Source organism: Comamonas testosteroni, assembly GCF_014076415.1.
GTDB classification, from domain to species: domain Bacteria; phylum Pseudomonadota; class Gammaproteobacteria; order Burkholderiales; family Burkholderiaceae_C; genus Comamonas; species Comamonas testosteroni_F.
On sequence record NZ_CP043568.1, the window covers coordinates 3,966,620 to 3,980,627 of the forward strand.

Genomic DNA, 14,008 nt, shown 5'->3' on the forward strand with positions numbered 1-14,008 from the left:
CTCTCGCGCGAACCCCACCCGCGCTGACACATCCATTGTCCATGGCTCTCGACCCCTTCACCCTGCTCGTACTCTCCGCGGCCATGGCCGCCGCCTCGGCGCTGTACCTGGCTGCAGAATGGAGCAGCGTTCGCGAACGCTCCCTGCTGCTCTGGAGCGCGGGGTTCACGATCATCGCCGTGGGCAGCGTGCTGGCCCTGCTGCGTTCCAACGGCTATGTACTGTTCGGCATCTGGTTTCCCAACGGCTTGCTGATCGTCGCCCACTGGCTGTTCCTGGCTGGCGTTGCCGGATTCACGCGCACCCGGCTGCCGCGCACCTGGTGGCTGCTGGCCGTCGTCTGGCTGGCGATGCTGTTTCTGCCCGACGGGCCATGGTGGTCCAAGACCATGCTGGGCATCCAGTCGCTGCTGATTGCCGTCATCACCCTGCGCGCCGGCCTGCTGCTGCGCCCACATGGCCGAGCGCTGAGTGTGGGTGCGGCGCAGCTGCGTTTCGTCCTGCTGGCACACGGCCTGTTCTACCTCGGCAAGGCCGGCTCGGCCGTGGCGCCGGACGCTTTCGTCAACCTGGCCAGTTTCCGAGGCGTGGTGATACTGGTCTCGCTGGTGGAAGGCGTGATGGCGATCATGCTGCTCGCGATGTCCATGACCGGCACCGAGCGCCATCGCCGTGAAGAGCGTATGGCGCAGATCGCCGCCCGCGACCCGCTGACCGCCCTGGACAACCGCCGAGCACTCTATCTGCGCGCACCTGAGCTGCTGCGGCAGGCCTCGCCAGCCAGCCCCGGTGCCCTGCTGCTGATCGACATTGACCACTTCAAGCAGGTCAACGACCTGCATGGTCACGATGCCGGCGACCGCCTGCTGGTGACACTGAGCGACCTCATCCGCAGCTTGCTGCCCCACGGCGCGCTGGCAGCGCGACTGGGCGGAGACGAGTTCGTGATTCTGCTGCCCAGTGTCTCCGGTGCCGCCGCGCAGGTGCTGGGGCAAAACCTGCGCGAGTCGTTCGCACAGCAGGCGCGCGCCATGTTCGCAACACCGGAGCCAGTGTCCCTGAGCATCGGTGCGACCTTGTTCGACCAGCCCGAGACCGAGCTGTCACATTGGCTCAAGCGGGCCGACGAAGCCCTATACGCGTCGAAGCGCAAGGGACGGGACCGGATGGAACTCGCCCCGCTTCCGCCAGGGCGGTCGCAATGATGCTCCCCTAGCCTCGACAGGAGCCAGTGTGGCAGCCCAGATGTACTTCACCTTCGGCGACGCGCCCTGGCCCCATTGTCGTTACCTTGATGCTCCCGAAACGGATGCTCCTAGAGAGAAATCATGGACAGGTATTGAGTTTTAGACATTGGCTCGGTTGAAGATTTGATGGCTGCGTCGGGCTGGACTGCGACAGTCGCAGATCGCCCCATCGCAGACCTTCGCGTGCAGTCGTCCCAGGTCTGCTTTGCAGAAGTTGCCGACAGAGTGGACGCTCAGGCCCGCACTGGACCAGACTGGGTCTGGACGCTACGTTTCAGAAAATGCTTGAGCCGGAGCTTGAAACCGGAAGCCGGCGGCAGCTTCCGTATCTGGATGCCGACAGCTCAGCTCGAAGCCTTGGCCAGTTGCTGAAGCTCAAGCTGCCTGGCAGCGCTGGCTTCGAGGTTTGCACGCTCTTCATCCAGATAGCGATAAATGCTTTTGAGGTCGGCGATTTTCTGTCTGATCTCCGCCATCTTCTTTTCAATGAGCTTGGCACCGTCAGCACAATCGATCGTCTTGTTCCGCTGCGCATCCAGAATCTGCCCTATTTCCCCCAGGGAAAAACCCATGCTTTGCGCACGCTGGATGAAGTTCAGATCCTGCAGGGTTTGCGCAGTGTAGACGCGATAGTTGTTGGTTCGTCGCGTCGGCGAGATCAGGCCGATTTGCTCGTAGTAACGCAAAGTATGGCGGCTGGCGCCGCTGCGGGTCTCAAGTTCGCCGATTCTCATGAAAATACCGCTTGACTATAGAGTTGGGTCGACACTCTACATTTGATTTCTCACCTTACCAAGGAGCAAGAGAATGAGCGTGGAGTGCTTTGTCACGGGAGGGACCGGCTTCATCGGTCAACATTTGCTGGCGAACCTGAGTGCCAAGGGTCACACCGTCCGGGTGTTGATGCGTCGCCCAGAGCGACTGGCTGCACTGCGTGAGCAAGTCGACAATCTGGGAGGGATTGCAACCCGGATATTTGCCGTTGCTGGCGACCTTGAGCGGGACGACCTCGGGCTGAGTCCTGCCGACCAAACAGTGCTAAAGCAGGCCAGAGTCGTATTCCACCTGGGTGCCCACTTCGCTTGGGGGCTTTCATTGGAGCATTCTCGTGCGGTCAATGTCGAAGGAGCAAAGCGCGTGGCGCTGCTGGCGGCTGGGCAAAAGAGCCGCTTGGTGATGATCGGCGGCTACATGCTGAAGAATCATGAACATCTGCTGCGCATCGGAATTGACCCTCGTCAACCGGAACTGACGAATTGGCCTGCCGTCTACCGGCACGTCGGTGCTTACGAGGCGAGCAAGCTGGAGGCGCACTTTGCGACCCTGCGGGTCATGTCCGCCAAGGGCGGGGAAGTTACCGTAGTTCACCCCGCGACGGTCTGTGGCCACAGCCGTACCGGGCATATCCTTGACAGTCAGCCGCTGGTGGCACTGATACGCAATCTTGCGCAGGGAAAGCTGGCTGCAGTGCCCGGAACCGCCGAGCATTGGCTCCCACTGGTCACCGTGGATTACCTGGTCGAGTTGGTGGCGGCTTGTGCTTTCGATCCGGCCATGGCGGGCAAGGAACTGCTGGCGCTTGATGACCAAAGTCCCAACTTGCGAGAGCTCCTGGAACAGGTCGCACAACCCATGGGCTTGAAGCCTCCCAGGCATCACATTTCCCTGCGATTGCTGAAGTTGCTGCTGAGTATTCCTCCCGTCGCACGGTTCTTGAATACAGACGCCGAAGCCTTGGACTTTATCCAGACCACTCGCTTCGATACGGCGGCAGTCGAGCAATTTGCCAACAGGCATGGAATAGCCAAGCCGGATATACGCCAGTCTTTGCAGCACACTGCAATGTTCGTCAACTCATATTACGTAGCCAAGGACAGGACTGCCTGAATTATTCCTTGGGGCAGCAGCCCAAAAAGAAACGACTGTCTTTCGAGCCCGGGGACACTTTTTTGGGGATCTATCGCAGCCTGTATCCATACAAGTGGATGCCGGATGCTTTAGCGCTTGAGACTTTTGCATCGATGGTCAAGAAAGCGTATGGCATCAGTCTTGCCAATGTCTGGAATGACAAGCTGACACTCGAAAAACTGTTCTCTCCTACCCAGAATAAGACAGGCTTTGAGTGAAGCCACATGACTGCTCGGGGTCGTCACCACTAGCGAGCCTGCGTCCCGATCCCTGGTCTCGCCAATCAGAGCAAGGTGGCTTTCCTGCAGGGGCAGCACCTCGTCTCAGCCGCAAACCTTCGGTTTGCTGGCTCGTGCCAGCCACAGTTTATTTATAGCTGATGACAAAGGTAGCATCTGCATTCGCGCTGCCGGGCGTCGGCCTCTGCACGAGCGACGTCCAGGTATAACGGGCCTTCAGTTTGATATCCACCGGCCCATTACCAAATTCGCCGACCTTCCATTGATGGACCTCCTCCGATTCGGGCCCGAATCTCACGAGCTGGTCATTTTCTCGTTGAATTTCGATACCTACATTTTTGGCCACCGAATCTCCGGAAAGGGACAGCGTCGTTGATCGATTCGCCGGATTCTGCGCATCCGAAAATACAATGAACATTCTTGTGGTTGCACCTGTACCGCCCCCGCTACATGTAAGGTTCAGAGTGAAATCCTTCCATGGCCCTTTGCCGTTATCCATCAGGTCGGAGACACTGATCCCATCGAGAGGTACCGTAACCAGTGAGGTATTGAGCTTGCATGTCGGCACTTTAGGCTCAACCGCGATGCCGCGTCCTTCTATGTAGAATCTTCTAAAGGTATATTGCAGGTCGACATATCTGCCCTCACCGATCAGTCCGCCGATATACCCCCCTGACGTGATGGGCCCCGTCTTCACCAATTCCACAGTAAGTTCCTGAGTGTCCGTCAGATAATACCTCGTACGGTTGTCATACCATGTCTGGGGCCACCATTGTAAACTGGGCATTAGCTTCATTCGGATCCCCACGCCAGCAATGGAAGTCGTGAAGGTGTCATACGAACCCGGCTGGCCGATCCCGCTGTAGCGCGTGGCGCCGAATGGTGTCTTGCACTCGATGAACCCGCTCTCGCCGGTGAGCCGGATTTTCTTCGTATTAATGACTGATCCCACGGGGACCGACGGATCAAAATCCCCCGTGTCCCAGGACTGAATCTGCCAGTCAAGCACCGAAAGCAGCCGACCGTCGTTCATCGTGATAATGCAGATACCTTCAGCCTTTGCCACCATTGGTGCAGCCACAAGAAACGAAGTGCACAAGAATTGCAAAATGACTGGCATCAGTCTGCGTTTTCGAAATCGTTGATTAGCCATTGAGATTCCACGAATACCTTTTCTGAGCATGGTATTTGTGGTTCAGATGACGATTTCTAGGATTTTTCTCAAAAGCTTGGCGTGGGCCGGCTCTCACCGGGTTTTGTACTTCCCTCACTCAGGCTTGCAACAGTGACCGGTCTGGGGGGCGCAGCAGTCATCCCACCTGACGGACAGCGGCTCTACCTTCAATGGGCCATCGGATGTCAGCTGCTCGCAGATTCGAACTGACGTCGGTGCATTTCAAGTAGATGACTGCTTTGAGCCGGATTGCGCTCCTCCCCGCGAATCATCCTCCAAGCGCATTCAAGAGAACCAGTGCAATAGTCAATGTTTGTGGTCGTGCTGATGATGAATGTCCGGGAAATGCTCATGGCTGTGAGTCATAGGCTCATGAGTGTGCAAATGCGCATGCTTACCGGTTGCCGGCAGCCCATCCGCATGGACATGCTGATGATGCTCATCATGTTCGTGCTCATGGCTATGCTCCATCAGCTCATGGGTGTGCTCGTGCTGATGGGTTTCAGTAAGGTGCAACCAAACCCCGACCCCCATCAGGACACCCGCGATGAGCAATCGAGGCGATGCAGGCTCACCCAAGAAAGCAATGGCCAGCACGGCTCCAAAAAACGGTGCGATGGAGAAGTACGCGCCTGTGCGAGCTGTCCCCAGGTAGCGCAAGGCAATCACAAACAGGACCAGGCTCGTGCCATAGCTCAGGAAGCCAATCACTGTGCCCAAGGCCACGATTCCTGGTGACGGCCAGACTGCACCAGTTGCCAGAGCCAACACTAAATTGGTCGCGCCGGCGGCTAAACCCTTCATCATGGCGATGAATGAGGCATCTGCAATCGACACCTTACGGGTCAAGTTGTTATCAATCGCCCAGGATAGGCAAGCCCCCAGCACTGCAAGTGTTGGCCAAAGACTGGCAGTGCCTGTTTGACTTGGCCAACTGAGCACGACTGCACCAGCGACGATTGCAACCATACCCAAGGCAATACGGCGATCAAAATTTTCCTTGAACACAAACCAGGCAAGAACAGCTGTCAGCACACCTTCTGCATTGAGCAGCAGAGAGGCATCGGTTGCAGCCATCCCGGACAAGCCTGTCATCAAGAGCAGCGGCCCCATCATGCCGCCTGCTACAACGGCTCCGGCCAGCCAGCCCATCTCATTACGTTTCAGGGCTACGGCAGGAGCTTTCGTAATCAGCCTGTAGATCAGCAAGCCGATGCCAGAGCCGAGGTAGAGAATGCCTGCCATCAACCAGGGACTGGCATGCTCCAGCAGCATCTTGACTGCTGGTGTACCTGCTCCAAATAGAACTGCTGCGCTGAGTGCGGCGACAACTCCACGGTTTGCCAGAACATTCATAGCTACCTCGTCTTACCTTTGGGTATTACTTCATCGAGAAGCGTACGGTGACAGTTTGGCCTTCAACACCGGTGATGGTCGCAACAACTTTGCTGCCCTTCGCAACCTTGACGCCCGTTGTTTCGAGCTTGTTTCCACCAGCAGGCTTGATGTCAGCTTCAGACTTTTCTGCGCCATTGAGCACAGTCAGTTTGCCGCCCATCTTGCTCACGTCAGCAGGATCATCATGATCAATAACGTAGATGGCAGCACCATTGGACTGTTGAACCAGTTCAAAGGACAGATCGCTGGCCGACTGGACAATGCCACCGTGCTGAGGCTTGGCAGTGCCATGCGCTATGGCATTCATGCTGATCAGAGAAAGGCCCAGTACAGCTGCAGACAGCAGTTTTTTCATAACTATTCCTAGCTAAAGCGAGGCGCATCAAGGGCTGCGCCTCAAAGCCCGTCATTGCCTTAAAACGCTTCTTGCTGCTCAGGTGTGCCCTCGGCATCTGGATTTGATGCCAGAAGCCTTTCGGTGGCCTTTTTGCCAAACGCCAGATACATCAAGGGGGTCAACAGGGTGTCGAGGAGAGTGGAGCTCACCAAGCCACCGAAGATGACCACCGCGACTGGGTGCAGGATTTCCTTGCCTGCGGCATCTGCTGACAGCAGCAAAGGCGTCAGGGCAAACGCAGCGACCAGCGCGGTCATCAGCACAGGCGTCAAGCGCTCCAGCGAGCCTCGGACAACCATGGGCTGGCCGAACTGCTCCCCTTCAAACTTGCAGAGGTTGATGTAGTGGCTCACCTTGAGGATGCCGTTGCGAACCGCAATACCCGTCAAGGTAATAAAGCCGACCATGGACGCAACGGAAAGCGTGATCCCTGAAAGCCACATGGCAATCACGCTGCCTACCAGTGCCAATGGGATATTGGCCATGATGATCAAGGCCAGCGTGGTTGAGCGGTAGCGCGTGTACAGCACCAGGAACACCAATGCCAGAGACATCAGTGAGAGCCAGACAATCTTCTGCGTCGCCTGCTCCTGAGCCTGGAACTGACCTTCCAGAGAGATGGAGTTGCCGGTCGGCAGCTGGGTGCGATCGATCGCCGCACGAATGTCACGCACGATACGACTCATGTCCGAGCCATCCGTGTTGGCATAGACCACGATGCGACGGCGGCCGTTTTCCCGGCCGATCTGGTTGGGTCCATCCGTCTCGGAAACCGTCGCGATAGCCGAGACGGGAATGCGGCCGGCCGGTGTGTCGATCAGGGTTCGAGCCAGGTCTTGCGGGCTGCGACCTTCATCAGGCAAACGCAGCACCAGCTCGTAGCGACGCGGGCCATCCACGATCTGTGCACCATGAGCACCATCCGTCAGCGCTTGCAGCACACGAATAGCCTCTCCAGGAGCCAAGCCCATCTGAGCTGCCTTCTGATGGTCAAGACGCACAGTAATCTGAGGAATCAGCACTTGCTTCTCGACGGTCAGGTCAACCAGGCCAGGGATGCTTGAAAGACTTTGGCGCATCTGTTCGGCCAAACCACGCAGGGTGTCGGTATCGTCACCGGAAATCTTCAAGGCGATCTGAGCGCGGACACCAGACAGCAAATGATCCAGTCGGTGAGAAATCGGCTGGCCTACAGCAACTTGTGCAGGCAGCACGGACAGCTTTGCGCGAATATCAGCCATTACGGCTTCACGATCACGCTCGCTGCGCTTCAGATCCACGTCGATCTCCGCAGAGTGAACCCCTTCGGCATGCTCGTCCAGCTCGGCTCGACCTGTTCTGCGCCCGACTTGGGTGACCTCGGGCACCTCCATGATCAAGGTCTCAGCCAAGGAGCCCATGCGATTGGCTTCTGCCAATGACGTCCCCGGATTGAACACCATGCCCAGAACCAGCGAGCCTTCATTGAAGGCTGGCAGGAACGCCCTTGGGAAGAAAGGAACGCTGGCTAGTGCAATCACTACTGCGGCCAAGGCCGCAGCCATCAGCGCCTTGCTTCTTGGGAAAGACCAGGCCAGCAGCTTTTCATCCCAATGCTTGAGGCGCTTGACGATGGGACTGTCTCCATGATCGATGCGCCTCATCCTTGGCAGCAGGTAGGAACACAGCACCGGCGTCACTGTCATCGATACCAGCATGGATGCCAGGATGGAGATGATGTAGGCGATCCCCAGCGGCGAGAACAAGCGGCCTTCGACTCCTGGCAGGGCAAACAGCGGCACGAACACCAGCACCACGATGGCCGTGGCATAGACGATGCCGGAGCGAACCTCCACGCTGGCTTTGCGGACAACCTCAAGCGTCGGCATCGGGTGCTCCAGCTCCCGGTTTTGCTTGAGTCTGCGCAGAATGTTTTCCACGTCCACCACCGCATCGTCAACCAGCTCTCCGATGGCAATGGCAAGTCCACCCAAGGTCATCACATTGATGGATTGGCCCAACCAGTGGAATACCAGCGCCGTGGCCGCCAGCGACAGAGGGATCGCGACCAGTGAGATCAACGTGGTTCTGGCTGAAAGCAGGAAGGCAAACAGCACGATGGCGACCATGATGGCCCCGTCACGCAGTGCTTCTGTCACATTGCCAATGGAGGCTTCAATGAAGTCTGCCTGCCGGAACAAGGCTCTGGGTTCGCTGATTCCTTCGGGGCGACCTTTACTCAGTTCACGAAGCGCTTGCTCGATGTCACGAGTCACGCGAACGGTATCGGCTTCAGGTTGCTTCTGAACGCTGACGATGACCGCAGGAGAGCCGTTGTAACCACCGTCACCGCGCTTCATGGCCGCAGCGAAGCGGACATTGGCAACTTGCTCCAGGCGGATCGGACGGCCATCGCGCCAGGCCACTGCAGCGGACTGCAGGTCCTCGACCTTGTTGGTACGCCCAATGTGGCGGATCAGATACTCCTTGCTATTGAGGTCGATGAAACCACCGCCTGCGTTGCCAGCAAACCCCTTGAGAGCCGTTTCCAGCTGAGAAAGGGTGACGCCGAACTGAGCCATCCGGGCGGTGTCAGGCTCCACACGCAATTGACGTACTTCACCCCCGATGGGAATGACTTGCGAAACCCCTTGGACAGCCAGCAAGCGGGGGCGCAGCACAAAGTCTGCATACTCCCGAGCCTGCATGGGGGTTGCGGCCGATGCGCCTTTTTCGCTCACATTCAAGGGCAAGGCCAGCAGCATGACCTCACCCATGATGGAGGACACAGGTCCCATCACAGGCACCACATCAGCGGGAAGTCGTTCTCGCACAAGGGCAAGCCGCTCCGCCACCAACTGGCGATTACGGTAGATGTCAGTGCCCCAGTCAAACTCGGCATAGAGAATCGACAAGCCGACCCCAGACATGGAGCGCACGCGAGTCACCCCCGGCATGCCATTCAATGCGGTTTCAATGGGGAAAGTCACCAACTGCTCGACTTCTTCAGGAGCCATGCCCCCGGCTTCAGTCAGAACGGTAATCAGAGGTTTGTTGAGGTCCGGGAAGACGTCAACAGGCGTTTTGACTGCCGTGATGATCCCGTAGATCATCAATATCGCAGCGAACGCCAGCACAAACAGCCGGTTATGCAGGCTGCTGCGAACAATCCAGTTGAACATGTGTCACCTCACAGTTCAGCGGATTTGTGCGATCAGCGCCGCACCTTGAACCACGACCCGGTTTTCATCGCCAAGTCCCTTGGTGACGACGATCCGGTTCGCGTCCAGCGCTTGGTACTGCACGGGTTGCGGGATATAGCGCTCTGCACCTGACTTGATCCAGATGACTGGCTCATTGGCTGGATTGCGGGTGACTGCCTGTGCAGGCAGAACAAAGCCTTTGACACTTTGCTTGGAGTTGGCAATGACGGTGACGGGCTGGCCGATAGCAATCGGCATTTGCTGAGTACCATCGGCTGCGACCGCCTTGAAGGTCAATGGCAGCACGCCGTCACGCAAGCGACGACCGGCACCAATGAGCTCCAAACGGACACCTGGCGTCGCTTTGATCGTTGCTGTGCTGATGTTGGCTGCTAGAGCAGGATCTGCGGTTGTGGCCTCCACCATGATCTTGGATGGATCCGTAATCTCAAACAGGACATCCTTGGATTCGACAACCTGGCCAAGCACCACGTTGGCGCTGGCGATGACACCCGAGACGGGCGCCACCACGCTTTCCTTGGCCGCCAGGCCGCCACCGATTGCGCTTTCACGCGCCTTCAGGCTTGAAAGTTCTGTCTGAGCCGCCTCGATCTCTTTGCGTGGAACAGTGCCTTCAAGCCCCTTGAGTCGCTCCACACGCTTTTGCGCGATTTCTCGGGCGCCTCTGAGTTCGGCCAACTGGGAACGCTGCCCAGATAAGGCAAGGGGGTCTGCGTGATGGGCCACAACCGCCAGGACTTCTCCTTTGCGCACGCTCTTGCCCGCGAACGGCAGGCCTTGGGCTGCGGCCTCAATCTTTCCGCCCACAACCGTCTGAACCAGGCCACTGGCATTGGGGTCTGCAATGACTTTGGCTGGCAGTTCGGTGGTTGCGCTTGCTTCGGACATCGAGGCAATTTCCGTGCGAATTGCCAATCGACGCTGGGACAGCATGGGCACATTGACGCTGCCATCAGGCAGGCGACTCAAGCCTGCTGCCGATGGAGTGGCCGAGGCCGTATCCAGATGCTCTCCGTTGGGGCCATGAGCGCCGGGAGAAGCCTGAGCCATGGTGGCGGCCAAGACCGCAGACATGATGACGATGCGCTTCATTGGGCGCCTCCCTTTACTAGCTTGCTGTTAGAGCCACGGCCCAAGAGCCATCCCAATCCACCGACTGCCGCCAACGCTGCAATTGCCAGAGCGCCAAGCAGCAAAGCGTTTTCCTCTCCATGAGCATGGGCGGCCTCAGTAGCAGCCGTTGTTGCTCCGACCACCAAGGTTCCATCCAGCAAGTCAGACTCTTTGCCATCCAGGATCGTGATCACCAGTGCGTGTGAACCTTTCTTGCCCAGTTCTGCCAAGAACTTCTCGTCAGCCACGGCATAGTCGCCCTGGTCCGAGTGATAAGGCGCAAGGGCTTTCAGCTGACCCAGCTCGACTTCCACCTTGGCCTGGTCAACAGGTTCATTGGTCGCGAAGCGGTTGATAAACATGGAGAACTCGCCACCTTGGAGACGGCCAACCAGCTCATAGCTCTCGGACTTGGCCTCGAGTCGTGGTGAAGAGGAAGTAGCTCCCGCAGTAGGGGCGGCGTCCAAATGCTCTCCATTGGGGCCGTGTGCACCAGGGGATGCGAAAGCGAACCCCGAAGAAAGAGCGAAGCTGCCCAGTAAGAGCAAGCGTTTAGCAACGCGAGGAATTGAAAGCGGGGAATTCATGGCAGTTGTCCGTAGGCTTGTTGAAGGCGTGCTCGTGCGAGGCCAAATGCAGCCTCCTGGCGAGCAGCGCTGTAGTCGGCTTGAGCAGCCGCACTGGCTGCGCGCAGGAGTTCCGGGAGAGATGTTTCGCCTGCGTTGAAAGAGGCGCGAATCAACCCGGCTCTCTCGTTGAGCAAAGTGGCTTTTTCGCGCTCTGTCTGCAGCTGCGTCTGGCTTGCTTGTGCTGCCGCCTTGGCGCTCTCCATGCGAGCAGACAACTGAGTGCGAAGCACCTGCTCCTTGCTTTGAGCCACTTCCAGCTCGGTCAAGGCGGCAGCCTGCAATGGCGCATTTCTATCGTCAGTGCCAAATGGGATACGAACAGCAAGCCCCAGGCTGTAGGCGGAACCCTGGCCATGGCCCGGCATGTCCTGCCTGAGCTTGGTGATCAGCTCTGGAGCACTGCGATTCGATTTGGCAACCAAGCCCACACGCTTGCGTGCCAGGTCTACCTGTTGTTGCGCACGCAACAACTCGGGGTGCTCAGCCAACTGGCGAGGAGACGGGCTTTCAACACTTGCCAACGTAGCGTCAGGCGTCTGAGCCAGGCCCGTCAGCGCTGTCCACTGACGCTTTGCTGCTTCAAGCTGGGTTTCAGCCTGCGACTGAGCTGCTTGTGCGCTTAAAAGCTCCCCTTTGGCTGCCAAGGCATCTGCTCTTGCCAGATCACCGGCTTTGACACGCTTATCCACGTCGGATGCGATGGCCGCAAAAGTGCTGGTCTGTTGCTTTGACAGCGATTGGTTGGCCTGCAGCTCCGCAATCTGCCAATGAAGCTCACGGACGACTTCAGCAATACGCAGCTTCCCCTCGGCCTCAGATAGCAAAGAGAGAGATGACAGCGAGTCCGCGGCCTGCTGTTTGGCACTTTTCTGCCCAGGAAGCCAGAGAGGGACGGCCAACGCGACTTCCGTCTCGCGGACACCGTTGTTGCTTTGCAGACGATCGTTTCGGTGGCTCAACTCCACTGAGGGAGGTGCCGCCCAAAGAGCACTTGATGCTGTCTTTTCTGCAATGGCCTGCCGAGAAATGCCTGCTGCCTCCGCAGAGGCAACGGCGCGATTCCAGGCCGCCTCAACGGCAGATGCCAGGGTTGTTTTTTGAATGTTGCTGCTCAAACTGGACGCAGCAACGCCTTCCGCCGGCTGTGCATAAGAAGTGCACGCCGACGTCAGCCCTGCAAGGATGCAGAGCCTCCATTTGAATTTGGGGTTCACAAAGCCTCTAGATGCTCTGAGTGCGATGAAACGCCGTCGCTATGTACTGCGACAGACATGGCATGCACGAACGAAGGGATGGCTTCAGGCGAATGAAGCCGACCTAAAGAGAGCTAGGCTGTATGTCTGGGAGGCCGTCGAAGGCCTTCCAAGATGGGATATGGGAGTATGGAATCGAGGGTTGGGCTGGGCGAAGAGCTACCCCAGTCCGGTGCAGGAACATTCAAGGCAAACACCTCGAGCGCTGCGGATGGCATTCCATCGGCCATCATGTGCAGTTTGGAGTCAGAGGAGTCATCAAGCTCCACGACACCATCATCATGGTGGTGGTGACCTTCCTCTTGCAGATGCATCGCCGCGTGCTCGAGTTCTTCATGAGACGCGAAGACAGGCATCTGACCAGCCACAGCAAGGGCTTGCCAGAAGATGCTCAGCATCACGAAGAACATGGCCAGACGACGGGTCATAGTGTGGAAATTATATGCGGCAGAGTTGCCCCACGACCTTTGTGGCTGCTGAGAAATTGTTGGTGGCGATGGCCGAATCGGCGTCGCTCATCGTGGCTGAGTTTGAGTAACGCCTCCTTTGAGGCGGGAAGCTGTCACTCGATAAAAAGCCATGAAAGTCAGCTTCTGGCCGAACGCTCCATTCACTTGTGACCCCGAAATCAGGCACAGGAAGATCTGGCGCTCACATCAAATGTCTGCTCCAGGAATTCATGACGCCGCAGCCTTCCGGCCATGAGCCAGCCTGAAGGGCTTGAAACAGATGATTTCCGATCAATCCAGCGTGAACTTGCTCGCGGCTTATTGAACCCACAGCACCTCGAACTGCGGTCGGACCGGAGCGGCCTGTACCGACACCTCATCACCCTCGCACTTACCCAGCATAGCCCTGCCCAAGGGGGCTTTGCTGCTGATGACCTGGATGAGCTCAGCGCCGTTGAGCAACTTCATGTTCCCCCCAGCCGGGCCGAGAAAGATCTGTTGTTGCTTGTCGTCCGAATCCACCAGGCAGATCAGTGCGCCGAGCTGTATACCTTGGCTGGCGTTGTAGGGCTGCGGGCGGAACTTGCGCCAATTGGCCATTGCTTGGCGGATGGCCTCCGCGCGGCGAGCTTGGCCAGCAGCCAGATAGGCAGCTTCGAGACCCAATGTGTCGTATTTGTTTTCGGCGATATTTTCCTCATGAGTCGCCGCTTCATGGGCAACCCTCGCTGCCTGCTCGACTTGCAGAAGGTCCTCGGCCAGCCGTTTCAGCACCAGCTGCTGCAACAACAATTTATCCATAACGAAAAGTAGGCATCTCGAACAAGTTGGAGGCCTTGATTATGAAGGCCCCCTCCCCCTTTCGAGGCTTCCATTGGCTACAGGTCCATGGGTTGCCAGCGCCCGCCCCGCATCCGTGTCTATCACTTGGCCAACAGTTGCCAGACCGAGCTCCCACGGACCGCATTGAACAAATACACTGCTTTTCACTCTGACTC

Annotated in this window: 13 protein-coding genes; 3 read left to right on the forward strand and 10 right to left on the reverse strand. The window is 57.8% G+C overall.

Annotated elements, in window-relative coordinates:
* The first annotated feature begins 41 nt into the window (after positions 1–41).
* A complete protein-coding gene (locus F0P97_RS18260; RefSeq protein WP_182283407.1) occupies positions 42–1,205 on the forward strand; it encodes a GGDEF domain-containing protein in 1,164 nt (387 codons plus the stop codon).
* 386 nt (positions 1,206–1,591) lie between these two features.
* Here the strand turns inward: F0P97_RS18260 and F0P97_RS18265 are convergent, their stop codons facing one another.
* A complete protein-coding gene (locus F0P97_RS18265; RefSeq protein WP_003081449.1) occupies positions 1,592–1,981 on the reverse strand; it encodes a MerR family transcriptional regulator in 390 nt (129 codons plus the stop codon).
* Between the two features lie 73 nt (positions 1,982–2,054).
* Between F0P97_RS18265 and F0P97_RS18270 the strand changes: the two genes are divergently transcribed.
* Both F0P97_RS18270 and F0P97_RS18275 read left to right on the forward strand, forming a co-directional pair.
* Positions 2,055–3,134, forward strand: coding sequence for an SDR family oxidoreductase (locus F0P97_RS18270; RefSeq protein WP_182283408.1), 1,080 nt, complete (start codon positions 2,055–2,057; stop codon positions 3,132–3,134).
* Positions 3,135–3,142: 8 nt separating this feature from the next.
* Positions 3,143–3,373: a hypothetical protein gene (locus F0P97_RS18275; RefSeq protein ID WP_182283409.1), complete on the forward strand. Its 231-nt coding sequence runs from the start codon at positions 3,143–3,145 to the stop codon at positions 3,371–3,373.
* Between the two features lie 148 nt (positions 3,374–3,521).
* Here the strand turns inward: F0P97_RS18275 and F0P97_RS18280 are convergent, their stop codons facing one another.
* The 9 genes from F0P97_RS18280 to F0P97_RS18320 form a co-directional block, all read right to left on the reverse strand.
* Complete coding sequence (locus F0P97_RS18280; protein WP_182283410.1) at positions 3,522–4,547, reverse strand: fimbrial protein; 1,026 nt, start codon at positions 4,545–4,547, stop codon at positions 3,522–3,524.
* Positions 4,548–4,874: 327 nt separating this feature from the next.
* Complete coding sequence (locus F0P97_RS18285) at positions 4,875–5,924, reverse strand: DMT family transporter (protein WP_182283411.1); 1,050 nt, start codon at positions 5,922–5,924, stop codon at positions 4,875–4,877.
* A gap of 25 nt (positions 5,925–5,949) precedes the next feature.
* Complete coding sequence (locus F0P97_RS18290; RefSeq protein ID WP_182283412.1) at positions 5,950–6,321, reverse strand: hypothetical protein; 372 nt, start codon at positions 6,319–6,321, stop codon at positions 5,950–5,952.
* Positions 6,322–6,380: 59 nt separating this feature from the next.
* Positions 6,381–9,524 (reverse strand): efflux RND transporter permease subunit, encoded by a 3,144-nt coding sequence (locus F0P97_RS18295; RefSeq protein ID WP_182283413.1) that lies wholly within the window; start codon positions 9,522–9,524, stop codon positions 6,381–6,383.
* 15 nt (positions 9,525–9,539) lie between these two features.
* Positions 9,540–10,658: an efflux RND transporter periplasmic adaptor subunit gene (locus F0P97_RS18300; RefSeq protein WP_182283414.1), complete on the reverse strand. Its 1,119-nt coding sequence runs from the start codon at positions 10,656–10,658 to the stop codon at positions 9,540–9,542.
* Positions 10,655–11,041 (reverse strand): hypothetical protein, encoded by a 387-nt coding sequence (locus tag F0P97_RS18305; protein ID WP_232537985.1) that lies wholly within the window; start codon positions 11,039–11,041, stop codon positions 10,655–10,657. Before F0P97_RS18305 ends, F0P97_RS18300 begins: the two co-directional genes overlap by 4 nt.
* A 221-nt stretch (positions 11,042–11,262) precedes the next feature.
* Positions 11,263–12,522, reverse strand: a complete 1,260-nt coding sequence (locus F0P97_RS18310) for a TolC family protein (protein ID WP_232537986.1) — start codon at positions 12,520–12,522, stop codon at positions 11,263–11,265.
* A 113-nt stretch (positions 12,523–12,635) separates the two neighbouring features.
* Positions 12,636–12,989, reverse strand: coding sequence for a hypothetical protein (locus tag F0P97_RS18315; RefSeq protein WP_182283415.1), 354 nt, complete (start codon positions 12,987–12,989; stop codon positions 12,636–12,638).
* A gap of 339 nt (positions 12,990–13,328) precedes the next feature.
* Positions 13,329–13,811 carry a GreA/GreB family elongation factor gene (locus F0P97_RS18320; protein ID WP_182283416.1) on the reverse strand — a complete coding sequence of 161 codons (483 nt, stop codon included), beginning with the start codon at positions 13,809–13,811 and terminating at the stop codon, positions 13,329–13,331.
* Positions 13,812–14,008 lie beyond the last annotated feature (197 nt).

Excerpts from the sequence above, each read along its gene's own strand:
- F0P97_RS18260 (WP_182283407.1), top strand. The coding sequence starts at position 42 with ATGGCTCTCGACCCCTTCACCCTGCTCGTACTCTCCGCGGCCATGGCC.
- F0P97_RS18265 (WP_003081449.1), bottom strand. The coding sequence starts at position 1,981 with ATGAGAATCGGCGAACTTGAGACCCGCAGCGGCGCCAGCCGCCATACT.
- F0P97_RS18270 (WP_182283408.1), top strand. The coding sequence starts at position 2,055 with ATGAGCGTGGAGTGCTTTGTCACGGGAGGGACCGGCTTCATCGGTCAA.
- F0P97_RS18280 (WP_182283410.1), bottom strand. The coding sequence starts at position 4,547 with ATGGCTAATCAACGATTTCGAAAACGCAGACTGATGCCAGTCATTTTG.
- F0P97_RS18285 (WP_182283411.1), bottom strand. The coding sequence starts at position 5,924 with ATGAATGTTCTGGCAAACCGTGGAGTTGTCGCCGCACTCAGCGCAGCA.
- F0P97_RS18290 (WP_182283412.1), bottom strand. The coding sequence starts at position 6,321 with ATGAAAAAACTGCTGTCTGCAGCTGTACTGGGCCTTTCTCTGATCAGC.
- F0P97_RS18295 (WP_182283413.1), bottom strand. The coding sequence starts at position 9,524 with ATGTTCAACTGGATTGTTCGCAGCAGCCTGCATAACCGGCTGTTTGTG.
- F0P97_RS18300 (WP_182283414.1), bottom strand. The coding sequence starts at position 10,658 with ATGAAGCGCATCGTCATCATGTCTGCGGTCTTGGCCGCCACCATGGCT.
- F0P97_RS18305 (WP_232537985.1), bottom strand. The coding sequence starts at position 11,041 with ATGTTTATCAACCGCTTCGCGACCAATGAACCTGTTGACCAGGCCAAG.
- F0P97_RS18315 (WP_182283415.1), bottom strand. The coding sequence starts at position 12,989 with ATGACCCGTCGTCTGGCCATGTTCTTCGTGATGCTGAGCATCTTCTGG.
- F0P97_RS18320 (WP_182283416.1), bottom strand. The coding sequence starts at position 13,811 with ATGGATAAATTGTTGTTGCAGCAGCTGGTGCTGAAACGGCTGGCCGAG.